Annotated in this window: 22 protein-coding genes and 1 other RNA gene; 9 read left to right on the top strand and 14 right to left on the bottom strand. The window is 39.7% G+C overall.

What is annotated here, in order from left to right:
• Positions 1 to 9 precede the first annotated feature (9 nt).
• Complete coding sequence (locus tag QE429_RS06555) at positions 10 to 1,431, bottom strand: amino acid permease (RefSeq protein WP_307285429.1); 1,422 nt, start codon at positions 1,429 to 1,431, stop codon at positions 10 to 12.
• Between the two features lie 305 nt (positions 1,432 to 1,736).
• Positions 1,737 to 2,558, bottom strand: coding sequence for an ammonia-dependent NAD(+) synthetase (nadE, locus tag QE429_RS06550; RefSeq protein ID WP_307285426.1), 822 nt, complete (start codon positions 2,556 to 2,558; stop codon positions 1,737 to 1,739).
• 144 nt (positions 2,559 to 2,702) lie between these two features.
• Between nadE and QE429_RS24420 the strand changes: the two genes are divergently transcribed.
• Positions 2,703 to 2,906, top strand: a complete 204-nt coding sequence (locus QE429_RS24420; RefSeq protein WP_373463180.1) for a spore germination protein — start codon at positions 2,703 to 2,705, stop codon at positions 2,904 to 2,906.
• An 89-nt stretch (positions 2,907 to 2,995) separates the two neighbouring features.
• Positions 2,996 to 3,508: an acyl-CoA thioesterase gene (locus tag QE429_RS06545; protein ID WP_307285422.1), complete on the top strand. Its 513-nt coding sequence runs from the start codon at positions 2,996 to 2,998 to the stop codon at positions 3,506 to 3,508.
• Between the two features lie 51 nt (positions 3,509 to 3,559).
• On the opposite strand, the gene QE429_RS06540 is transcribed toward QE429_RS06545, so the two are convergent.
• Positions 3,560 to 4,534, bottom strand: coding sequence for a cation diffusion facilitator family transporter (locus QE429_RS06540; protein ID WP_307285420.1), 975 nt, complete (start codon positions 4,532 to 4,534; stop codon positions 3,560 to 3,562).
• A gap of 151 nt (positions 4,535 to 4,685) precedes the next feature.
• Here QE429_RS06540 and QE429_RS06535 point away from each other — a divergent pair, with 151 nt between their 5' ends.
• Positions 4,686 to 5,393, top strand: a complete 708-nt coding sequence (locus QE429_RS06535; protein ID WP_307285418.1) for a DNA alkylation repair protein — start codon at positions 4,686 to 4,688, stop codon at positions 5,391 to 5,393.
• A 586-nt stretch (positions 5,394 to 5,979) separates the two neighbouring features.
• On the opposite strand, the gene QE429_RS06530 is transcribed toward QE429_RS06535, so the two are convergent.
• The 3 genes from QE429_RS06530 to QE429_RS06520 all read right to left on the bottom strand — a co-directional run bounded on the left by QE429_RS06530 (position 5,980) and on the right by QE429_RS06520 (position 8,414).
• Complete coding sequence (locus QE429_RS06530; RefSeq protein ID WP_307285415.1) at positions 5,980 to 6,213, bottom strand: hypothetical protein; 234 nt, start codon at positions 6,211 to 6,213, stop codon at positions 5,980 to 5,982.
• An 80-nt stretch (positions 6,214 to 6,293) separates the two neighbouring features.
• Positions 6,294 to 7,307 (bottom strand): AI-2E family transporter, encoded by a 1,014-nt coding sequence (locus QE429_RS06525; RefSeq protein WP_307285412.1) that lies wholly within the window; start codon positions 7,305 to 7,307, stop codon positions 6,294 to 6,296.
• Between the two features lie 84 nt (positions 7,308 to 7,391).
• Positions 7,392 to 8,414 carry a polysaccharide deacetylase family protein gene (locus QE429_RS06520; RefSeq protein WP_307285410.1) on the bottom strand — a complete coding sequence of 341 codons (1,023 nt, stop codon included), beginning with the start codon at positions 8,412 to 8,414 and terminating at the stop codon, positions 7,392 to 7,394.
• A 348-nt stretch (positions 8,415 to 8,762) separates the two neighbouring features.
• On the opposite strand from QE429_RS06520, the gene QE429_RS06515 reads away from it, so the two are divergent.
• Both QE429_RS06515 and QE429_RS06510 read left to right on the top strand, forming a co-directional pair.
• The gene (locus tag QE429_RS06515) at positions 8,763 to 8,981 is read left to right on the top strand and encodes a hypothetical protein (RefSeq protein WP_307285408.1); all 219 of its coding nucleotides are present in this window, start codon (positions 8,763 to 8,765) and stop codon (positions 8,979 to 8,981) included.
• A 60-nt stretch (positions 8,982 to 9,041) separates the two neighbouring features.
• A complete protein-coding gene (locus QE429_RS06510) occupies positions 9,042 to 9,674 on the top strand; it encodes a DUF2085 domain-containing protein (RefSeq protein ID WP_307285406.1) in 633 nt (210 codons plus the stop codon).
• A 62-nt stretch (positions 9,675 to 9,736) separates the two neighbouring features.
• Here QE429_RS06510 and QE429_RS06505 read toward each other — a convergent pair whose 3' ends face one another.
• Complete coding sequence (locus QE429_RS06505; RefSeq protein WP_373463233.1) at positions 9,737 to 10,915, bottom strand: MFS transporter; 1,179 nt, start codon at positions 10,913 to 10,915, stop codon at positions 9,737 to 9,739.
• A 419-nt stretch (positions 10,916 to 11,334) separates the two neighbouring features.
• Between QE429_RS06505 and QE429_RS06500 the strand changes: the two genes are divergently transcribed.
• Positions 11,335 to 12,957 (top strand): acetolactate synthase large subunit, encoded by a 1,623-nt coding sequence (locus QE429_RS06500; protein ID WP_307285402.1) that lies wholly within the window; start codon positions 11,335 to 11,337, stop codon positions 12,955 to 12,957.
• Positions 12,958 to 13,489: 532 nt separating this feature from the next.
• Complete coding sequence (locus QE429_RS06495; protein ID WP_307285400.1) at positions 13,490 to 13,639, top strand: LAGLIDADG family homing endonuclease; 150 nt, start codon at positions 13,490 to 13,492, stop codon at positions 13,637 to 13,639.
• 594 nt (positions 13,640 to 14,233) lie between these two features.
• Here QE429_RS06495 and ssrA read toward each other — a convergent pair.
• From ssrA to QE429_RS06465, 6 genes are all read right to left on the bottom strand, one after another.
• Positions 14,234 to 14,568: a transfer-messenger RNA gene (gene ssrA / locus QE429_RS06490) on the bottom strand.
• Between the two features lie 190 nt (positions 14,569 to 14,758).
• Positions 14,759 to 15,226 carry an SsrA-binding protein SmpB gene (gene smpB / locus QE429_RS06485; RefSeq protein ID WP_307285398.1) on the bottom strand — a complete coding sequence of 156 codons (468 nt, stop codon included), beginning with the start codon at positions 15,224 to 15,226 and terminating at the stop codon, positions 14,759 to 14,761.
• A gap of 92 nt (positions 15,227 to 15,318) precedes the next feature.
• Positions 15,319 to 17,652, bottom strand: a complete 2,334-nt coding sequence (rnr, locus tag QE429_RS06480) for a ribonuclease R (RefSeq protein ID WP_373463232.1) — start codon at positions 17,650 to 17,652, stop codon at positions 15,319 to 15,321.
• Positions 17,653 to 17,724: 72 nt separating this feature from the next.
• Positions 17,725 to 18,471, bottom strand: a complete 747-nt coding sequence (locus QE429_RS06475) for an alpha/beta hydrolase (RefSeq protein WP_307285393.1) — start codon at positions 18,469 to 18,471, stop codon at positions 17,725 to 17,727.
• Between the two features lie 134 nt (positions 18,472 to 18,605).
• Positions 18,606 to 18,839 carry a preprotein translocase subunit SecG gene (gene secG, locus QE429_RS06470; RefSeq protein ID WP_307285392.1) on the bottom strand — a complete coding sequence of 78 codons (234 nt, stop codon included), beginning with the start codon at positions 18,837 to 18,839 and terminating at the stop codon, positions 18,606 to 18,608.
• Positions 18,840 to 18,971: 132 nt separating this feature from the next.
• A complete protein-coding gene (locus QE429_RS06465) occupies positions 18,972 to 19,889 on the bottom strand; it encodes a DUF7916 family protein (RefSeq protein WP_307285389.1) in 918 nt (305 codons plus the stop codon).
• A gap of 640 nt (positions 19,890 to 20,529) precedes the next feature.
• Between QE429_RS06465 and istA the strand changes: the two genes are divergently transcribed.
• Both istA and istB read left to right on the top strand, forming a co-directional pair.
• Entirely contained in the window at positions 20,530 to 21,819 is a 1,290-nt protein-coding gene (istA, locus tag QE429_RS06460) for an IS21 family transposase (RefSeq protein WP_307282676.1), read from the top strand.
• Positions 21,812 to 22,564, top strand: a complete 753-nt coding sequence (gene istB, locus QE429_RS06455) for an IS21-like element helper ATPase IstB (RefSeq protein WP_307282679.1) — start codon at positions 21,812 to 21,814, stop codon at positions 22,562 to 22,564. The genes istA and istB overlap by 8 nt, the downstream gene beginning before the upstream one ends.
• 289 nt (positions 22,565 to 22,853) lie before the next feature.
• On the opposite strand, the gene eno is transcribed toward istB, so the two are convergent.
• The gene (gene eno / locus QE429_RS06450; RefSeq protein ID WP_307285387.1) at positions 22,854 to 24,152 is read right to left on the bottom strand and encodes a phosphopyruvate hydratase; all 1,299 of its coding nucleotides are present in this window, start codon (positions 24,150 to 24,152) and stop codon (positions 22,854 to 22,856) included.
• Positions 24,153 to 24,182 lie beyond the last annotated feature (30 nt).

Below are 24,182 nucleotides of genomic sequence, written 5' to 3'. Positions count from 1 at the left end.
TTTGCTTACTTATGCTACTTTTTGTTCCGACTTAGGAGCATTTTTCTTTTTCAAAAGCGGTCCATAGAAAAGGATACCACTTGCTAAAAGAATCATTCCATAGGTAAATGTTTTAATATCTGCTGTACCTGCGATAATGACCCATACAGAATAAATTGTAGAAAGGAGTGCAATGATACCATCTCCTACTCTTGATTTATCTCCTTTATAGGTGTCACCAGTGACAACTAGTTTTAGTTGATAAACCGATGAGATAAAGTATGGGACTAAATACGATAAAGTAGCTATGACAATTACAAAATCAAATGCTCCTGAAATTGATTTTGAGATCGTCGAGAAAATAAATAATTGCCCTAGCCCGTTAGAAACGATCATTGAAAAGACTGGCAGGCCTTTTTTGTTTTCTTTAAGGAAGGCAGGAAGGAATAAGCCTTGCTTTGCTGCTTGATATGGAACTTCAGCACTTAACATTAACCAACCGATTGTTGAGCCAAATAAACTGATCAACCCCACTGCTGCTAAAATTTTTCCACCAATTGGTCCTAAAACTGTTGAAATCGCATCAATTAATGGTTTATCAGAGTGAATAAGTGTGTTTTGGTCTAACATCCCCATAACTAGTGTACTAATTCCTACATAAATTCCAAGTGCTATAAATAAGCCAAGGATCGTTGCACGTTTTACGTCAGTTTGTCTTCTCGCACGTGAGGCAAACACCACTGCTGATTCTACCCCAATAAATGCCCATAATGTATTCACCGCTGCATTGTTTATTTGCTTCATCATACTGATGGAGTGACCAGCATCATCGAGTCTTTCTGCCATGAATGGAAGCATGTTACTTTTTTCAAAAGCAAACAATCCAACGATAATAAATAAGATAAATCCTGCAACCTTCGCAGCAGTAGCGGCAAAGTTTAATTTTCCGGCACTTTCCATTCCACGGAGAATGATGGTGTGCGTTCCCCATAAAAGAACAGAACAAACAATGAAAGTTAAACCATTACCTACCTTAAGTGTAAAGTTACCAATGGTAAACCATTCTGCTTGACTTGTTAAAATCGGGAAAAATGTTGATAGGTAACCAGCAAATGTTGTAATCATCGCTACGTTTCCTGCTAAGTTTCCGATCCAATAACCCCAAGTGGACATAAAGCCTGCTAATGTTGATGCATGTGACCCTTGCTTAAACAAGTCTTTTGCATAGATTTGCGGTCCGCCTTGTAATTTTGGCTTACGAATGGCTAAGTTTCCGAATACGAGTGCAGTCATCAACACCCCGAAACCTGTGACAAGCCATGCAGAGATAACGCCGGCGGGACTTGCTGATTCAGATAGTGAACGTGGCAGCATAAAGATCCCCGAGCCAACCATATTACCAACTACCAGTGCTGTTAACACCCAAAATCCTAATTTATTTGTCTTCCCCATGCTATGAACACCTCTCTCCAATGAATGTTTATTTTTATTGTAAGATAATGTTTTAAATTAACAATTGATTGCATAAATATGAAACAACGTTATTAACTATAGGATTGATAGGTCTTTATGTCAATGGAAAATTTTATCTTGCTAAAGTATTAGTGAGTCAAAATGTAAAAAATAGTAAACAACAACATGAATCATTATAACTTCCTATTGTTCTCTTTCAAATATGGGGTTAATGGAAATTAGAATAGGATTATCCAAAGAAAGAGAGAGCGCCATTTTGGCACTCCCTCTTTCCATGTAATATTTTATTTCCACCAGTCATCAAACATCGTAGCAGGTAGCTGGCGCTTATGTTCTGTTATGAGATAACGCTTTTCTACTTTTTCAGCTACATCCTGTGATACAGGCTTTCCTTCTAAATAATCATCCAATTCATCATACGTGATTCCTAATTCCGTCTCATCCGCTTGACCCGGTTTTTGATCGAGGAGATCAGCTGTTGGTACCTTTAAATAGAGGCGTTCGTCAGCTCCCAGTTCCTTAAGAAGCTCTTTCCCTTGGCGCTTGGTTAACCCAGACAGTGGCAGGATATCTGCACCGCCATCACCATACTTAGTATAGAACCCCGTTACTGCTTCCGCAGCATGATCCGTCCCAATCACAAGGAGACCTTCCATTCCGCCAACAGCATACTGGGCAATCATTCTCATACGTGCTTTCACGTTCCCTTTATGATAATCGCTTAACGGCTCAGCATCGATGCTTGAGTTATATTCATTTTGAACTTCATCGACGGCCGCCTTGATATTAAACACAAGCTGGCGGTCAGCTCGGATGAAATCTAATGAACGCTGAGCATCTTCCTCATCCTTTTGAACGCCATATGGAAGACGAACAGCAATAAAAAGAGCATTCTTTCCTTCATTTCGTAGTTCTTCTACTGCCAGTTGTGCTAGTCTTCCGGCGAGTGTAGAATCTTGGCCGCCGCTAATGCCTAATACGTATCCCTTTGCCTTTGTTCGTAACAGATAATTTTTCAAGAAGTCGACTCTCTTGCGTATCTCCTCTTTTGGTTGAATGTTTGGAGCAACGTGTAAGTCTTTCATGATTTGTGCCTGTAAACTCATTGAGTATACCTCCTGACCAAATATTAATATATGTACTGTACCACAACTTTATTTCATTCGCTCATTATTTAACTGCTTGTTCTAGGTGTGTGGACAATCACCTGCCCTATTGAAAAATATAATAAAATAGGACGGTGATCAAAAATGCCTTTTTCAATTAATATTGGCAATTTTAAAGTTAATTCTATAAATAATAATGCAAATATTAACCTTGGTCCTACAGTTCAGGATAGTAATACGGCTAATAGTAAAGTAATTGGCTGTACCATTAACCTAGGTGACCATTGTATCATCAACACCAAACAAGTCACAAAATCCGTTGTAAGTGACATGAATAAAGCGGACTGATAATCTATTACTATCGTGGCCATACTAACAAAAAATATGCCCATGGCCATTTTATGTTTTTTAGAGGGCTGGATAGTGGAGTGATGAAAATGGAAGCTAAAACATGTAATGAATCTAGAGTGGTTCGAACGAGCAGGATTTTTCCTAATGATGTTAACAACCATAACACATTGTTTGGCGGCAAATTAATAAGCGATATCGATATGATCGCATCCATTTCAGCCGTAAGACATTCACGGGCAGAATGTGTGACGGCGTCGATTGATTCCGTGGATTTCCTTAGTCCGATTACGCCAAAGGATTCGGTATGTATTGAGACCTTTGTTTCATACACAGGCAATTCCTCTATGGAAATTTTCGTCAAGGTCATTGCTGAGAACTTAATGTCCGGCGACAGGAAAATTGCTGCAACGGCCTTTTTAACGTTTGTTGCGTTAGACGAGAATGGAAAACCCACGAAGGTCCCTGGTATTATTCCTGAGACTGCAGAAGAAAAGAAGCTTTTCGAAACAGGAAAAGATCGTGCTGAAAAGCGAAAAGAACATAGAAAAAGCAGTAAGGAACTTGCTGGGGTTTTTACAACGAAGAAGCCTTGGGAATAGTGAAGTGGGCAGCCAATATAAGATATTGGTTGCCCATTTCACTAATTGCCTTTATTCAGTCTCTAATTCATTCTTGCTTTTCCAGGTCATGACGCCATCTTCTTCATCGATCTCAATCGTAACGTCTACGACCCCTTTTTCTGCCATGATTTTTTCTTCCAAACGATCTTTAATATCATCGGCCGCTGCTACTGTTAATTTCGGATCCACCTCAATTTCCAGCTCAACATGGAGATCTTCTCCCTCTTTAATGACCGTAATCCCCTGAATGTCCTTCACATCCGGGTCGGCCATTACAAGTGCACCAATTTTATTTTCCATCTCTTCATCCGCTTGTCCGATTACCCCAGCTGCGTTATCTAAAAATACTTTACCTACTACGAAAAGCATCATTATTCCAATGATAATAGAAGCAAGGCCTTCCAATTGGTGCAAATCGGTGTAGTGTGAGATAACAACCGCGATAATGGCTAATAAGCCACCCATAGTTGCGACTAAATCCTCCATGAACACTAGCTTTGTGGCAGGCTTCGCCCTTCCCAGATTTGCAAAGCTTTTTCCAAACACCGCGAATCCACTGGCTTCTACCTCAATTTCATGTAACACTTCCTTCATCGCCTTAAACAAGACAAAGGTCTCTAACAGCGTAGCAACCGCTAGAACGGTAACATTTATGGCAAATCCGCCGGCTTCTGTTGGATGCACCACATGATGATAACCTTCTTTAATCGTTTCGAAAGCCATAATACCAACTATAAGAACAGCCCCTAACAGAACAAGATTGACTAAGCGGCCGAAGCCATTTGGGTATTTTTCCGTCGGTGCCTTTTTACTTAATGCAGAGCCGATAAATACAAAGAACTGGTTCGCTGCATCACCCAAGCTATGCATCGTTTCCGCAAACATCGCAACATTTCCAGTAAACATATAGGCGACGCCTTTAATAATTGAAATGACCGTATTAATAATGGCTGCCAGCAGAGCTGATTTATTTCCGCGCTTTAATAATTGAAATATTTCTCCCATCGTATCCTCTTTTCTTTGTGAAGTGTGTATCCTTACTATTTTCAAAAATAACCTTTTTCATGAAAAATAAACAGATTCCTTTTCAGGCGAAGGAATTTTCATCAGTAGATGGTAAAATAATGAAAAGTATATGACCAATGGAGGTTACATAATGACATTAGAGGAATTGATGCTGGAGTTGGAGAAACTGGGATCAGAGCAAACAAAGAAAACCTATTTGAATCATGGCGCAAAAGGAACCTTCTACGGTGTAAAAGTGGGCGATTTAAAGAAGCTTGTAAAGTATGTGAAAAAGGATCAAGAACTAGCATTGGCGCTCTATAATACGAATAACCATGACGCTATGTATTTAGCAGGACTCTCCGTAAAGCCTAAGCTAATGGAAAAAGAAACACTTCAGGATTGGGTGAAGAATGCCAACTGGTACATGCTTGCGGAATATACGGTTGCCAGCGTCGCTGCTGAGAGCAAGTATGCTTTAGAGTTGGCTCGAGAATGGATGAAATCAGAAGTCGAAATGACAGCTGTAGCTGGGTGGAGTACGTATTCTAATTATTTATCAATTACGGCTGATGAGGAGCTTGACCTGGAGGAAATAAGATCGCTTCTAAAGCAAGTAGAAACGACGATCCACTCGGAAAAGAATCGTGTCCGTTATATGATGAACAATTTTGTTATTTGTGTTGGAGCTTATGTTGTGGAGCTTCACGAAGAAGCGATCCGGGTTGCAGACATTATTGGCAAAGTCCAAGTTGATGTTGGAAACACTGCCTGTAAGGTACCGATAGCTACCGATTATATAAAAAAAATCGAGCAGCGTGATAAGATTGGAGTCAAGAAGAAGACGTGTATCTGCTAAGTGGATAGGAATTTAAAAAATAGCGGGCTAAAGTTGATGTAGGCTTGTTCTACTTCTATTTTACCTTTAAGAAAACGAGTAAAAGTCGATGTAGACTCCCTCTACTTCTACTTTTCCTTCAAAAATGCGAGCTAAAGTCGATGTAGACTTGTTCTACTTCTACTTTTCCTTCAAAAATGCGAGCTAAAGTCGATGTAGACTCGTTCTACTTCTGCTTTTCCTTCAAAAAAACGAATTAAAGTCGATGTAGACTTGTTCTACTTCTGCTTTTCCTTCAAAAAAACGAATAAAAGTCGATGTAGACTCGTTCTACTTCTGCTTTTCCTTCAAAAAAACGAGCAAAAATCGATGTAGACTCCCTCTACTTCTACTTTTCCTTCAAAAATGTGAGTTAAAGTCGATGTATACTCGTTCTACTTCTGCTTTTCCTTCAAAAATGTGAGTTAAAGTCGATGTAGACTTGTTCTACTTTTACTTTTCCTTTAAGAAACCGAATTAAAGTCGATGTAGCCTCCCTCTATTCAATAAAATCAAATAAAAGGGGTCGTGTAGCTTTACCATTCTACGCGACCCAATATTGCAGCTATTATACGTTCCTTAACACCAAATACAAACGCTGATTACGTGCACTTTGTTCTTCTGCAGACGCTAAATCATACTTTTTCAACAAATGGAAAACTTCATTTAAAAGCTCCTGTGTATGCTCACCAGAAAAGAACTGATTGAATAATGGCTTCATATCCTCTGGCAAAAATTCCGCCTGTGATTCGTACTTACTTTTCACATCTTCTTGTGAATGGTTCAACTTACATTCGCCCATGGTAACTCCTCCTCGACTACATCATACCTCTAGCATATCAAAAAATTGGACAAACAAAAAAGCCCACAAGCGGGCTTTTTTTACGTTTTCTTTATATCCGATTTCGTCTCCGTTACTTCTAATACATCCAAAAGGAAAACAAACACAGGAATTCCGATAATCAGACCCCAGATTCCAAAGAAGTGTTCCGAAAAAATCAATACGATGAAAGTATAGAAAACAGGAAGATTCGTTTTTGAGCTCATTAGATTTGGATTTAAGATATAAGCCTCTACACCATGGATAATCATAATCGCAATACCGACGTAGAGAACCTTCATTAACCCACCAATACTATAGGCAATAATAACAAGCGGAATCAAGGAAATTATCACACCGGCTACAGGGATTAAACCCAGGACAAAAATCATGATGGACAATCCGCCTAATTGTGGAAAATCAAGCAGCCATAATGAAATTGTTGTTAAAATACAATTGACTACAGCAATAATTAATTGTGCTTCAATGACTTTACCGAACGTACGCACAAATTTTTGGGCGAAAAATTCAATTTCCGCATAAAATGGTGCAATTTTACTCGTTTTAAATTTCTTTGTAAATTCGATTAAGCGTGGCTTTTCTAGCAAGAAGAATAAACTGAGTAACAAGGCTAACAAAACCTGTAATGTGATTTTACTAATATCTGTAAAATACTTTAAAACAAAAGTAAAACCTTGTTCCAGATAACTAGAAATTTTAATTTCTTCAAGCCGTTTTACCACATAGTTTAAAAAGATATTATCATGTTTGGATGTGTAAAAGGCCGTTAACTGCTTGATTAATGCCGTTATTTCTCCGGCAATCATTGGTAAGTACATTACCAAGCCATAAGAGAGCAAGCCGACAATACATGCATAAGATGTGACTACAATTAACTTACGATTAAGTGGAATTTTCTTTTCAATGAATTGCACTAACCGATCCATTAAAAAGGCAAAAATAAATGTAAGTAAAATTAGATTAATCATGGATTGCATTGCGTATAAAACGAGTGCAATTAGGACAAAAATTGATATTCTCTTAAAACCACTGCTGCTCAAAAGTTTATTTATCATCGTTAATTATCTAACCCCATTATTTTTACTATTAACTGTATGTTAATTATATCAGACCCGAAGGCATTCTGTCCTTAAAAAACCCTATCTTACCGTAAACTGAACTGGCGTCATCGAGCTATCGATTGCTTTCCCCTCATACCCCTGCTTACTTAGGTAATCGAGTAAGGCAGGCAAATGAGCAAGCGTTTCTTTTCTCTCGTGCATAAGAATGACAATTGGACCATTATGATTCGCCAATTTGATTAACTGTTGTTTGACACTCTCGACATAGCGTGCATCTTTATAATACCAGTCTTTACTGTCAATATTCCAATCCCACATTAAATAGCCATTATCATTCACAGCTTTTCGGTATTCAGCTGTCATACCCGGAACACTTCCATAAGGAGTTCTCATAATATAAGAATCTACCCCTGAAACTTCTTTTAATGTATTGCGATTTTGAGTTAATTCATTAATAACAGAAGCGGCAGATGCATAGAACACCTTCTGGTTGTGCGACACACTGTGAAGTCCCACAGTTTCACCCGTTTTCACCATTAACTTTACCTGATTGGGATATCTTCTGATATTTCCATCAATCATAAAGAACGTTGCTTTATAATGATATTTTTCTAACAGGGCGATAATGTCACCGGAAAATGCAGCCGGACCATCGTCGAATGTTAAGTATACCGTTTTTTTTCCTGCAGCAGGAGTTTGTGTTGCAGGGGGTTGTGTTGCTGGCGCTTTTGTGTCCGTTGACGTTGGTTTTGTGGTTGCTGGATCTTTTGTTGTTGTAGGTGGTGCCGCGGCTGTGTCTGTGGTTGGTTTTTCTTGAGGCTTAGTTGCCTCTCGCTCTTGCTGATTTCTCCAAGCCGTTGCTTGTTCCTGTTTTTTGTGAATCATTTCCTTTTCGTGCCTTGAATCTTTGCTATTTTGAACTATCGTTTCTGAGGTTGAATTTGGATGATTACTAAGTTCATTTTTTTCTTGAGTAATAGGTTTACTTGCAGCTTTTGCCTTAAAATAGTTATTGACAAAAACGCCCGCAAACAAGAACCCAATAGCTACTATGACAATAGCTATTGTCCCTTTAGACCATCCGTGCTTTTGATCCCCCATGTTTCATACCCTCTTTGATGTTTGATATCTTTCCTTATTATAGACGAAGATTCGCCCAAATTGTTACTATTCTATTAAATATATTACAATTATATTAAAATATAACTATACTAGGCTCCGCAACCTCCAAAAGTAGGTATCTGATAAATTTCCTTTTATACCCTCTCCACTTTTTACCAATCTATTATAACAATAAAAAAAGAAATTTGTACCAGCAACAGGAAATTAAATCAGAAATTTCTAAAAGGTGGACAGGCAAATTCTCCAGAAGGCTAACATAGATATCATTGAACGGTATTTTCTTTCTAGACGGAATTCCTCTTATTTTTGGGTATGGAGGTGAAGTAAGTGTCAGGTGGGCAAAAAGCACTCTTTTATATCTTATCCATACTTATCCCTGTAGTTGGGATTGTGCTCGGAATTATTTGGATGAACGATCAAGATCCTGAAAAGAAAGCTGTTGGTAAGACCTGTTTATACATTGCTTTGGGGATGATTATATTAAGCTGTATTTGTTGGTTTGCTCTTTCAGCCTTTTCCTTCTTACCGTTTATGTCGGGATATTAAAATGCAGAAGAACCCAATTCCAGTCTTGAGAATTGGGTTCTTCCTATAGGAGTGATCGGGTTGTTACACGAACTATTGGATTTTTTTGGAAAAGCAATCTGCCACCAGCTAGAGGAACGATCACTCCAAATATCAGGAGAAACCCTTTCCGTTTGTGCCCGTGATACAGGAATTTATATAGGAATATTTTCCTCGCTCACCTATTTGCATTTATCAAAGAGAAACAAGAAAATTACCATACCTACCATTAAAGTAAGCCTCTTACTTCTATTATTAATGGTTCCTATGATGATTGACGGCTTAGGCTCCTATTTGCATCTTTTTGAAAGTGACAATATCAAACGCTTGGTGTCAGGCACCAGTTTTGGTCTCGTTCTGCCCTATTTTTTGTACCCATTGCTATCGTCAAAGTCGCTGGAGGTGGATAGTGAACCGTGCTTAACGGAAAGAAAAGATTTCCTTGTGCCGCTGCTTGTAAGTTTGGTATTGTGTGTAATTATTTATAGTGGAGTAATCTCCTATTATTTGGTTGATAGCTTTATTATTTTGATGATAATCGTGTGGTTTAGCTTATTTACTTTTAAACTTTTTCCATCCGTCTCTAATTTTAGAGTAAAATCGATTTTTTCTATCCTCGTCGGCCTTGGGGTCCTTGCACTCCTTTCATTACTGCACAGTCTTCTATTCTCCTAAATGAAGAATACTACATAAAATAAATACCCCTCTTTGATGTATGATCAAAGAGGGGTATTTTTTTAATCAGTAGATTGAAGCACCTCAGGCTTTGATTGCGCCTTCTGATTGTATATAGGCAAGATGACTATTACACCGATAATAAACATGACGGCTGAAAGTTCAAAGGTCGTGACTAATGAAAATTGCTCTTTTAAAATACCCGCTAAACTCATAGTGATAACCATCGATCCGGCAAATAACGGACTTAAGATTCCATTTACCCTTCCAATAAAAGCTTCCTCTGTTTTCTGTAAAATCAACGTGTTAATTCCGATTTGAATACATGGCATCATGAGCCCGTTGCAAAGCTCTGCTGCCAGCGTAACCCATAGGTTGGTTGATAATCCCATCACAGCGATGCCTATACCGTTGACTAGCATGCCAAATACAAGAAGTCTTTGCGGTGGAACATTTTTGGCGAAAATCATCGCACAAGCGCCTCCAATAATCATTCCCACTCCATTGACCATTAGCAGCCACTGAAGATTCTCTTTTGGCAGACCTAGCTGTTCTGTTACGAGAAAGATGGATAAAGGGTTAATAAAGCCCACTCCCAGGCCTGCAGCCATAAAGCATAAGCCTAGTAGACTTAATTCCTTTTTCCCTAATACATACTTAATTCCACTTTTCATTTCTTGCAGTAAAGTGGATTCCGGTGCTTCATCCATTGGGCGGTCCTTAGGAAGGAAAGCAAGTGCACCTGCAGAGAGCAAGAAAGCGATGCCCGTAATCGCAATGGAAACGTCGATGCCAAATGATTGAAAGACGAACGTTCCAATAACCGGTCCTAATACCATAAATAGAGCGAAAACTGTTTGATAGACTGACATGGCCGCCTGTACTTGATTTTCCGATAAATGCATTTTAAACAATTTCATTCCTGACGGCTGAGAGAATTGTGAAAGAATAGCTGAGATTAAGGTGGCAAAAAAGACTACTTTCCAGGTTCCAAATATAAGTGTAATCAACACGACAAAGATGGATATAGCACTTAAGATATCACACCAAACCATCGTTTTTTTCGGTGCCCAGCGATCCGCAAAGGTTCCGCCGATAAAGGAAAAGATAAAGATTGGTGCAAATTCAGCCACTGATATCATGGAAACTGCGAATGCATCGCCATTTGTTTGGTCCATTACAAATAGCAAAACAGCGAAGTTACGAACCCAAATCCCCACTTGTAAAAACAATCCGGACATGATGATGGCTAAAAATACGCGATTCCGGAATAAGTTACCTGATGATGCTGTTGTGACTTCAGTATTGTTTAAATCCATATAAAAACCTCCTGCTTCATTTCTGGACAGGAGGCAGTACTATACAAAATTCGAGTAACATTCTATCCCTGACAGAAGGGAAGTAATGATCTTTCCGACTTGTATAAAAGTACAGACTAATCCTATCCAGAAAAATAATCGTATTTGATAACGAGTTTTTTCATGAAAAATAGGATTAAAAGATCATCGTCCCAAGGTCACCCTTCCGTTTTTTAGTAAGTTGATTGTATAAGATATAAGATAGGAAATCAAGTGTAGTCACAGGAGGCCAAGTAAATATTTTTACTTTTAAAGTAGTGTATACCTGAAATAAGACCAAACTAATAAAAAAGGAGGTCGCTATGAAAGTATCGGATGTAATCGTAAAATGCTTGGAAAATGAAGGTGTGGAATATGTTTTTGGGATTGTAGGCAAGGAGACTCTCGACCTTGCAGATTCGTTATCAAAATCTGAACAAATATATTTTGTTAATGTGAGACATGAACAAGGTGCTGCATTTATGGCAGATGTGTATGGGAGATTATCTAAAAAAGTAGGTGTTTGTTTTTCCACCCTGGGTCCTGGAGCAACAAACCTGTTGACTGGTATAGCCAGTGCACAGCTCGATCATTCACCCGTGTTGGCATTAGTTGGGCAAGCTGGTGTGGAACGGCAACATAAAGAATCACACCAATACATAGACCTTCTAACTCTATTTAAACCCGTCACAAAGTGGAGTACACAAATCCAGGATTCATTGTCTGTACCTGTGACCATTCGAAAAGCATTCCGATTGGCCCTAATGGAAAAGCCTGGTTCGGTGGCTGTTACCATACCAGAGAACTTTTGCTCTCAAATGATTTCTAATCTGCCTCTCCCCATAAAGCCGATGCCGGAGAGTGTCCCTACAATAGATGCAATACATGCTGCCTACGACATCATCCAAAACAGTACGAAACCCTTTCTACTAGTAGGAAATGCTGTGATTAGGCAAAATGCGGTCCAGGAGCTTCAAACACTGATCAATACTCTTCAAGCCCCTGTTACTCACAGCTTTAATGCAAAAGGGATATTAGCTAAAGAACATCCTTGTAATTATTTCACCTTCGGATTTAACGAAAATGATGAAGTTTTACAGGGTATTGACCAAGCTGATTTATTAATTACCATTGGTTTTGACTTTATCGAAAAACTGCCAAAGGATTGGAATAAAAAGAAAATACCTGTTTTACACATTGATTCATCGCCAGCAGAAACAAATGAATATTATCCAGTTGAAAGTGAACTGGTTGGTAACATTAAGAAGACACTTCAGCTGCTGAATCAAAAGGGACAGTCCCCCGGCGCTTTAGCGCAACGGGGGACTGTCCCCAAAACATGGGAACCTTCCGGGAATCTGAGAGAAGAACTATTTTCTACTTATCAAATAAATCAGGGGCAACCCAAACCATCAAATCAGCACCTTACCATTGAAAATATACTTCACTGTATTGAGGATTTTACACCAGAAGAAACTATTGTCATTTCAGATGTCGGTGCCCATAAAGTATCCATTGCCAGAACCTATCAGCCTAAAAAGCCAGATCGGTTAATCATTTCAAATGGTCTTGCATCGATGGGAATAGGCATTCCGGGGTCGATTGGTGCAAAGCTTGCATGTCCACATGATCCCGTCATTTGTATTACAGGTGACGGCGGTGCGTTAATGAATTTTGCTGAAATAGAGACGGCAAACAGACTTGGGCTTTCGTTCATTATCATCGTATTAAATGATTCCGTTTTAAAACTGGAGCAGCAGCAAATGGTTCAACAATTTGGAGAAAGTTACGGCGTAACCTTTCAGAACCCCGATTTTGTTCAATTAGCTGCAAGTTTTGGAATCAAGGGTATGCCTGCTCGAACCCTAGTTGAATTTGAGTGCATACTGAAGGAGGCCTTACAAATCTCCGGAATTGTATTAATTGATGTTCACTTACAAAGCTGATCATAAAAAATGTATGGTACAGTTGCTACCGGGGTGATTTGTAAATCCCTATAACGGGTCCTAACAACCCTGTTGTAAATGGAAATACAATTAGTTCACCTGGTTGTAGTATGAGTAGTAATACCATTGTCAGAAAATAAGTTATTACTCCAATCGGTAAAGAAAGCATTGAACATAACAATACAGGTGCAGTAGCAAGCGGACTAATTAAATATCCTACCCCTGGTAAAAAACCACCGGCAGACTGAAGAAACGCTGTCATACAGGCAAAAATAGACCCTAAAACGAGCCTACAGGGTTTTAGACCTTTTATGAAAGTTTAATCGCGTCAATCTAACTTCATCGGATATGGGTTTTAAAAAGTACATCCATCCACCTCATTCTAAATGGTTTATACGCTACAATATATTAACCATTTTTTGGAGGTGGAACTTTTTAAATAAAGAGACTTTATTTTAAATAACGATAGTAGTACAATTAATACGGAACATATGTTCCTTTTTTTACGTAAAAAAGACTAGGAGGATTTCTAATGGAAAATTGGGAAGCTGCCTATATTGCTGGGATTATTGATGGAGAGGGATCAATCACACTAACCAGAATGCATAAAAAAGAACATCGTCGACCCTGTATTACAATTGCTTCAACAGATAAAGAATTGCTTTCTTATGTACATACTTAAACTGGAGGAACAATTAACAATAAAAAGAACTATAATCGTAAGAAACATAAAGATTCCTACACTTTAATAATTAAGAAAAAAGAACTCGTTTTATTCACTCTGAGACAAATTTCTCCCTATCTTCGTGTCGATAAAAAAAGAAACCGTGCCCTTTGGATACTCGATAATTATGAGAAGGTTACCCCTCGAAACGGCAAATACAGTTCATTACTACTTAAACAGAAAATAACATTTGAAGATACCTTTTTCCAGATATAAAAAAAGACCAGCATTTCTGCTAGTCTTGTTATCCACCTATGTATGGTGGAGACGGCGGGACGTGCTCTTCCATGCTTTCGTCATGGCACTGACTATATCTTGAACCTGCCTAACAGGTCCTTCGGCGTCTTATGCGAAACATAAATTTACCTCTTCAAGGTATGGATTTCGCATCCTAGTACTACCATTTATGCATGGCAGCCTATAAGTCGATACACGGCTGTTGGATTGCTCCACATACCGCTCGGCATTGCCCTATCGCAAATCGTGCGACTTAGGTTTCACCGATAAAGCCGAATTTTCACTTATGTGTTACCACATAAGGCGACTAATTACTAATCGAACCCGCGTCCAAAGATATCGCCACTTAAGCATCTACGAGTGTAGTCGATATATTGGCGTTTCACTGATCCTTTTGCCTATCGACCGGCGTCCGGTCAGCTAGCCTGGTTGTTCTCTTCCTTCATCCTCAGGCGGTGGAATCCGGCGTAGCCCACTTAGAGTGAGTCCCTTACCCTACCACATGGGCAATGGAGGGAGGAACCGCTATGCAGTATTAAGCTGCGAAAGCGAAGTTGTTGTTAGTTTTGCCAGTTATGGCTTTGACGTTTTAACGAGGCCGATCCCCTCGACTCGCAACCTAAGCTCAAACTACCCCTGTCGAATCCGTAGCGTCCCCATTATAAAATGAGCTGAAATCTAGTTAAAGGATTTCTGCATCAGACGTTAGGATTGCTCGAACGTTTGTAAGAGCAAAAGTTAATGTCGCATCACTTAGCGACAAACTTATTATAACACACTCAAAACATTTTTCAATTGTAAGGTTTTGTAAAATAATTACCAGTTTCTCCGAACTACCCCTTACATTTTTTGACGATCGCGGAATGCTCGTTCAATTTCACGCTTCGCTTCTTTTTGCTTTAAGGATTCACGCTTATCATAATTCTTTTTACCCTTTGCTAACCCTACTAAAACCTTACAGAAACCATTTTTTAAATAAAGCTTTAATGGAATTAAGGCATATCCTGCCTCTTTCGTTTCCCCAATCAGCTTATTGATTTCACGTTTGTGGAGTAATAGCTTACGCGTTCGTAATGGGTCATGATTAAAAATGTTTCCTTGTTCATATGGGCTGACATGCATTCCAAAAAGAATCGCTTCCCCATTTTGAATTCTAGCATAGGCATCCTTGAGATTCACTTTTCCAGCACGAATGGATTTGATTTCAGTTCCCTGAAGAACAATCCCCGCCTCGTATGTTTCTTCAATAAAGTAATCATGGTACGCTTTCTTATTTTGCGCGACTACTTTCCCTTCACCTTTTGGCATCTTTTATCACCTCATCTTACCATCCATTTTAACAGAAGGAACAAACTACTACAATTGAAAGAGAGCCTCGTAGATAAGGCTCCCTCTCGCAATTATTTATTTTTTCGTTTTGTACTCTTCGATTTTGGTACGTTATCGTAAAACTTGCGTTTCTTCTTCTTTTGACCCTGCCCGGTGCCAGTGCCTCCGCCTGCTTCCGATTTATTCCGGTCGCGATTACGGCCACCGCCACTGCCCCCACGGCCTTCTTGCTGCTTGTTTCGGCGCGGCTTTTTCGTATCACTACCCGTTTTGAAAACCTTCGGTGTCTCTGTCCGCTCTCTGCGGGTACCCTTCATGCCGACAATTTCAAAATCAATCGAACGCTCGTCTTTATTTACTTTTACAACCCGAACAGTTATTTCATCACCAATTCGGAACACTTTTCCTGTCCGTTCACCGATCATCGCATAATGGCGCTCATCAAAACGATAATAGTCGTCAGTCATATAGCTGACATGAACGAGACCTTCAATCGTGTTTTGCAGTTCGACGAACATACCAAAGTTCGTGACAGAACTAATAATACCGTCATATTCTTCGCCAATTTTATCTTCCATGTATTCCGCTTTCTTTAACTCATCCGTTTCACGCTCGGCATCCACAGCACGGCGCTCCATTTTTGAAGAATGATCGGCAATCTCAGGCAAGCGGGCATTCCATTTTTCCCGAGTTGTTTCATCAAGCTTGCCTTCGATTAAATACGTGCGAATTAAGCGATGTACGATAGTATCCGGATAACGACGGATTGGCGATGTAAAATGGGTGTAAAACTCCGTTGATAATCCGAAATGTCCTAAGCTATCAGGATTATATTTTGCCTGTTGCATCGAACGTAACATAACGGTTGAGACAACCATTTCTTCTGGCTTTCCTTGGACCTCTTCAATAATTTCTTGAAGTGCTCGAGGATGCACATCGTTGGCTGTTCCTTTTACGATGTAGCCAAAGTTCGTGATAAATTCGAAAAATTTCCGAAGCTTATCTTCCTTCGGATCCTCATGAATACGGTAAATAAACGGTACTTCCATCCAGTGGAAGTGTTCCGCTACCGTTTCATTGGCAGCTAACATAAATTCCTCAATTAGACGCTCAGCTACTGACCGCTCACGAAGGACGACGTCAGTCGGTTTTCCTTCATCATCCACCAGCACTTTTGATTCTTTAAAATCAAAGTCGATTGCGCCACGCTTCATCCGTTTATTTCGTAGGATTGCAGCCAATTCTTCCATCATTTCGAACATCGGGACAAGGGCTTCGTATCTTGCTCTTGTTTCTTCATCCTGTTCCGCAAGAATCATGTTCACATCATAGTAGGTCATCCGCTCTGTTGTTTTAATAACACTTTGGAAAATTTCGTGTGAAACAACAGCGCCCTCCGATGTGATTTCCATCTCACATGATAAAACCAGTCGGTCTACCTTTGGATTCAAGGAACAGATTCCATTTGAAAGACGATGTGGGATCATCGGAATTACGCGGTCTACTAAATACACACTCGTTGCACGATCCTCTGCTTCTACATCAATAGGCGTACCTTCTTTTACATAGTAGCTGACATCGGCAATGTGAACCCCAAGCTTGTAGTTGCCGTTTTCTAGCTTTGAAACGGTTACCGCATCATCAAGGTCCTTTGCATCGGCACCGTCAATAGTAACAATGGTTTCGTTTCGCAAATCACGGCGGTTCTTTAATTCGCTTTCATCGATGGTGTCAGGCACCTCATTTGCTTGTTGAAGAACGTCGTCTGGGAAAGCCATCGGTAAGCCGTGCTTATGGATGACGGAAAGGATGTCCACGCCTGGGTCATTTTTATGACCGAGGATATTGATCACTTCGCCCTCTGCACTTTTTCTCCCTTCAGGATATGTAACAAGCTTAACGACTACCTTATGTCCCTCAACAGCTCCTTTAGAAGCAGATTTGGGGATAAAAATGTCACTAGCGAACTTTTTATCATCTGGAATGACAAAGCCAAAGCTTTTGCTTTCGACATATGTCCCTACTACCTGTTGAACGCCGCGTTCAATGATGCGGATGATGCTTCCCTCACGGCGCTGTCCTGATGTTTCGGATGAAACACGGGCCAGAACTGTATCGCCATGCATTGCCGTATTCGTTTCATTCGGTGGAATAAAGATGTCATCCATTCCCGGTTCATCCGGTGTCACGAACGCAAAGCCCTTCGCATGACCGATTAGTTTTCCGCGAATTAAGTTCATTTTTTGCGGCAAGCCGTAGCGATTGCTCCGAGTCCGAACGACTAGGCCCTTTTCTTCCATTTGTACGAGTGCTTTTACAAACTCTTTAAAATCACTAGAATCTTGAATGCCAAAGGCTTCTTCCAGTTCTTGAACTGTTAGTGGTTTGTATGCCTCATCTCTCATATATTGCAAAAGCCGATCTACGTGCTTTTGAATGTTATCTTCCAAGGCGATCCCTCCTTTGTGGGTGCTTTATTAATCGTGCCAGTCAAGTTTTTCTAAAAAGGCATAGACATCTTCATGTAGCTGGTCACGTTCTTTATCTAACGTTATTACATGTCCAGATTCTTCATACCATTTTATTTCCTTTGTTTCTGACTCAATTTCATTGTAAATAATGTTGGCACTGTCCGTATTAATCATATGGTCGTGGCGTGCTTGAACAACGAAGGTTGGTGCATAAATCATGTCCACATTATCACGAACATCCGCTATTAAAGCTTGAAGCTCTTTCAATGTTCTCATTGGAGTTTTCTTAAACTCTTCCATTTCCATTTCGATTTGTTCCTCTGTTTTTCCTTCACGCTTTTTAAATTCGCGAGCATATTCGAGGATTCCTTCGTACATAATCTCTTCACTTTTTATATACATCGGAGCACACATCGGTACAATACCCTTTATAGGTACAGTGTAACCCAATTTCAAGGAAAATACGCCGCCAAGAGATAGCCCGGCTACTGCAATTTCCTCATGTCCTCTATTTTTTAAGAATTCATAACCACCTAAGACATCCTGCCACCAATCTTTCGGGCCGGTATGTACAAGCTCTTCTGGCGGCACTCCATGACCCTTATAGTGTGGGGCATGGCAGGTGTATCCTTTCTTTTCTAAAAATCGTCCCAGCATCCGGACATCGGCCGAATTACCGGTGAAACCGTGGAGCAGCAATACTGCTCGTTTTCCTCCTTCAAAGGTGAATGGTTTCGGTGAAGCAACTTTCATCTTAAAAAACTCCTTTAATTTCAATTCACTTAGTTTAGTTTAAGCAATGATGTGGTGAACATTCCAGAAAAACGACTTTCTCTATTGTGAAAAAACAAAAAACCTGGCTGGTTGGCCAGGTTTGAGTGCTTAAATTAGATTTTAAAGTAAGTAACAGCAAGAGCAAGTATGAAGAATAATACTGATAATACAATCGTGATACGATGTAGAATCAAGTCAATTCCACGTGCTTTTTGTTTGCCGAAAAGGGATTCAGCACCACCAGAAATGGCACCAGATAATCCAGCGCTCTTACCAGATTGTAATAAAACAACCGCAATAAGACCAATACTTACGATAACTAATAATGTTACGACCAATGCATGCATGTAAGCCACCTCCTGTTAGACGTACAGTTCACAGTATATATAATTTATCATAATATTTCACTTTCTACAATACTAATCTGGGGACAGTCCCCCGTTGCGCTAAAGCGCCGGGGGACTGTCCCCAAATTTGTTTTATCTCAAAACGGAGGAGGCCATTCTTACGTATGTATGGCGTTTTCCTCTGACTACGATGCTGTAGGCGGTGATGTTTTCTGGGATGGCGATTCCTGCTGCACCTGCGTCACCGATATGGAATAGATCCGCGCCTGCCATCTTACTATTTAGGGCAATCTGACGTACCGTTGCCTCATCGGATCCCTCTTGACTTGTTCCAGTAGTCAAGATTGCAAGGGCGCCTTTTTCATGAACACTGTCAACCAGTTGGGCTGTTTTTTCAACCGTAAATCCAGGTACGGTTCCTGGTGAAGGGATGAGGATAATGTCTGCCCCCGCTTCGATAAATGAATGCAAGGTTTCAGTAGACATAAGGCTTCCACCTACTTCTCCAGCTACTCCTGCACTGTGCATTTTACCAGCAATGATTAATCCGTCTTCGCCCAACACAGTCCGAGCCACTTGAATGGCCTTGGTAATCTCTGCATTAGAGACTCCAGTTTTAGGGTTTCCTGTTAGGCACACAAAATCAAATCCTAGCTCTTTAGCCTTTTGCAGTGATTTTTCAGTAGCCAATCTTCCTTCAGGTAATTGAATTAACGCCTCAACCCGTTCCGCACTAAGGTCAACTGGTTCCAAATTAAGACCAACGGGACGACCAACAAGTTTTTTCAAGGTACGAACAATGCTGTCAGGCTCCACTTCTGGAAGTCCTTCCATCGTTGGCTCAAATACATCAAAGAAGTTTAATAGGATAAGGTCAGCACCAAAGGCAGCCGCCATTTCTGCGTTTGTCACCGCAGGATAATAAGGGGTTACACTGCCGATTACTTCGGCCACAATCGTTCTGCCCTCTGATGCAAGGATACTTTGCTTCAGTTCTTTTCCAGTCATTTTTTCAAAATCAGCAGCTGTACAATCAAGAAGACGCTTCAAAAAGATCCACTCCCAACCAATTTTTTCTAACTATCTATATGAAAAATACCACAAATAGACAATTTGTGATAGTAAGAAAAGTGCAACCGCATTGGTTTTACAGACAGAGAGCTGTACTTAAGAATTCAAAAGTACTATTCTTAGTAGCTAGCAAACCTTTTATGGACATTAGAAACTTCTTCTATTTACCGGTCGTGAGCTTTTTCCCTTACCACGGGCATATAGCCTTGTCTAGGCGACCTTAACCCTTCTCCATCAAGCAATTCGGGCTCATAGAACCCTTCTATACGACCTTAACCCCTCTCCATCAGGCAATTCGGGCTCATAGAACCTGTCTATGCGACCTTACCCCTCCTCTTCCAGGCAATTTGGGCTCATAGAACCTGTCTATGCGACCTTAACCCCTCTCTTCCAGGCAATTCGGGCTCATAGAACCTGTCTATGCGACCTTAACCCCTCTCCATCAGGCAATTCGGGCTCATAGAACCCTTCTATGCGACCTTAACCATTCTCCATCAAACAATTCGGGCTCATAGAACCTGTCTATGTATAAATGCTAATTTTAATATGTACAGAAATGATTGTATAAGAATGTACAGTTTTGGGTAGTACATGGCATACTCTTATCGAGGTGGAGAGTATGTATGTTCAACTAGATATTACAACAAATTTTGAAATCAACAGTCTTACAGACTTACCAAAACTTAAACTTCTTATGGAGAATTTAAATATGAAAATTAACAAGAGTAAATTAGCTAGAGAATTAAATGTAGATCGGAGGACAGTTGATAAATATATTAATGGATATGTGCCTCAAAAGAAACGAGATAGAGAATCTAAGATAGATGATTATTACGGAGTAATAAAGCTACTGCTTTCCCGAGAGTCTAAGCAGAGATTTTTTTATAAACGTGTTCTATGGCAGTATTTAAAAGATAATCATGGACTGGAATGTTCCCAGTCAACATTTCGAGCTTATATAGCTCGTAAACCAGAGTTTCAAGCATACTTTAGTGAGGGGAAACGTACAGAAACTGTTCACTCCGTAATTCGTTATGAAACCCTTCCGGGTGAACAAGCTCAAATAGATTGGAAGGAGAATATCCGGTATATAACGAAAGATGGAGAAATTCTTTATGTAAATGTGGCTGTTTTTCTTTTGTCCCATTCCCGTTTTAGAACCTTTCATTTAACAATATCAAAGTCACAAAGCGTATTGATGTCCTTTCTGACAGAAAGCTTTGAAGCCATTGGGGGAGTGCCTAAAAACCTTGTGACGGATAATATGAAAACAGTAATGGATGAACCACGAACCGAGTATTCAAAGGGAGTAGTGAATGAACGCTTTGGTCAATTTGAAAAGGATTTTGGGTTTAAAGTAAGGCCTTGTATTGCAGGACGACCAAGGACGAAGGGGAAAGTTGAAAGTCCTATGAAATTGATAGACGAGATTCATGCCTATCAGGGAAAATTTGATTATGAGGAGCTTCATGCGTTTGTGCAGAGCCTTTGTGAACGGATTAACCACAGTTACCATCAGGGTACAGGGAAAATACCTATTTTGGCCATTGAACAAGAAAAAAATCTCTTATTGCCCCTACCAAGAAAGCAAATAAGAGATTCTTATAAGATCCACCATAAACTTGTACAGGTCAATTCCGCTTGCATGATTACTTATAAATCAAACCAGTATTCAGTTCCAGCTGAATACAAAGGGAAAACCGTTGGTTTACAAGTATATGATAATCAAATCCATATTTATTATAACACGGAGTTAATCGCGAAACACGAGGTCAGTGAAATCAAACTCAACTATAAAAAAGAACACTACGTTGAGGCACTCTCAAGAGGGCTTCCGCACTTTCCGGATATTGATGAGCTGGCTAAAAATAACTTACGAGCGATTGATGAGGTGTATAAAAATGAATAGTAGTTATCAACAATTAATGCAAAACCTTGAGTATTTAAAATTAAAACAGATGATTGGTCATCTTGGTGAAACGATTGATTTTGGTATGAGTAATCAATTATCTTTTGTAGACACACTCTTAAAACTAACAAATTATGAAATCGATATGCGTGAAAAAACCATGGTTAATTCAATGGTCAAGGTGGGGGCCTTCCCCCACCGTAAAGAGATAAAGGATTTTGATTTTAATTTCCAACCATCAGTAAACAAGCAGCAAATACTTGATTTTACAACATTACGATTTCTCGAAGAGAAAGAGAATATCGTATTCTTGGGACCTAGTGGAGTCGGAAAGACACATTTAGCAACAGCCATAGGGATAGCAGCAGCCAAGAAACGAACCAGTACCTATTTTATAAAATGTAATGAATTAATCCTGCAATTAAAAAGAGCAAAATTAGAAAATCGCTTAGAAAGTCGATTAAAGCATTATGGAAAGTATAAGTTATTAATTATTGATGAAATTGGATATCTACCAATTGATCGTGAGGATGCCAAATTGTTCTTCCAGCTAATTGATTTAAGATATGAGAAAAAAAGCACCATATTAACCACAAATGTAAGCTTTAAGCAGTGGGATGAGGTCTTCCAGGATACAAAAATAGCAAATGCCATATTGGATCGTGTATTACACCACGCAACAGTTGTGAACATAATTGGTGATTCGTATCGTATTAAAAATCATTTGGAAAAGGAAAACGAGTAATTTTTGTACATTCTTAAACAATCAAAAATGTACATACTTAGCTTGACATTTACATCTATGCGACCTTATCCCTTCTCTTCCAGGCAATTCGGGCTCATAGAACCTGTCTATGCGACCTTAACCCCTCTCTTCCAGGCAATTCGGGCTCATAGAACCTCCCCTAGTTACTAATCACTCACTTTTTCTCTTGCCATAGGCTTTGGCGTTGAATAATTCTCGAAATTGAACATTAAACTTTTCAATATGAAAAAAGACACCCCGGAATACGGAGTGCCTTTGAATAGTAATATTACTTGCTTAAGTTATAGAAAGACTTAAGACCATTGTATTGACTAGTTTCACCTAGTTGATCTTCGATACGAAGTAATTGGTTGTACTTAGCTACACGGTCTGTACGTGATGGCGCACCAGTCTTGATTTGACCAGCGTTTGTAGCAACTGCGATATCAGCAATTGTGTTATCTTCAGTTTCACCAGAACGGTGAGAGATAACAGCTGTGTAACCAGCACGCTTAGCCATTTCGATTGCATCAAAAGTTTCAGTAAGAGTACCGATTTGGTTAACTTTGATAAGGATCGAGTTACCGATTCCTTTTTCAATACCTTCAGCAAGCTTCTTAGTGTTCGTTACGAATAAGTCGTCACCAACTAATTGAACTTTTTTACCAATACGCTCAGTTAAAAGCTTGTGACCTTCCCAGTCGTTTTCATCTAAACCGTCTTCGATAGAGATGATTGGGTATTTAGAAGCAAGCTCTTCATACCAGTCAACCATTTCAGCAGATGTCTTAACAACACCTTCACCAGAAAGATGGTACTTGCCGTCTTCTTTGTTGTAGAATTCAGAAGATGCAGCATCCATTGCTAACATTACTTCTTCGCCAGGCTTGTAGCCAGCTTTTTCGATTGCTTCAACGATTGTTTGAAGTGCTTCTTCGTTTGAACCTAGGTTTGGAGCAAATCCACCTTCGTCACCAACAGCAGTGTTAAGACCTTTAGACTTAAGAACTGATTTTAATGTATGGAAGATTTCAGCGCCCATACGTAGTGCTTCTTTAAAGCTTGGTGCACCTACAGGCATGATCATGAATTCTTGGATGTCTACGTTGTTATCAGCGTGCTCTCCACCGTTCACAATGTTCATCATTGGAACTGGAAGTTGCTTAGAGTTGAATCCACCAAGGTATTGGTATAAAGGAATATCAAGGTAGTTAGCTGCAGCATGAGCAACCGCCATAGAAACACCAAGGATTGCGTTTGCACCTAATTTTCCTTTATTTTCTGTTCCATCAAGCTCGATTAACGCATGGTCAACACCCACTTGATCAAGTACGCTGTACTCTTCGCCAACAAGCATTGGAGCGATAATTTCGTTTACGTTGTCAACTGCTTTTTGAACACCTTTACCAAGGTAGCGAGACTTGTCACCGTCACGAAGTTCAACTGCTTCGTATTCACCAGTTGAAGCACCACTTGGAACTAACGCGCGACCAAACGCACCTGATTCTGTGAAAACTTCTACTTCGATTGTTGGGTTACCACGGGAGTCTAATACTTCACGAGCGTATACATCTGCAATAAATGGCATTTAATATCTCTCCTTAAAAATGGTTTAATC

It is taken from the genome of Bacillus sp. SORGH_AS_0510 (assembly GCF_030818775.1).
Taxonomy (GTDB): domain Bacteria; phylum Bacillota; class Bacilli; order Bacillales; family Cytobacillaceae; genus Neobacillus.
This window is presented reverse-complemented; position numbering and strand designations above follow the sequence as displayed.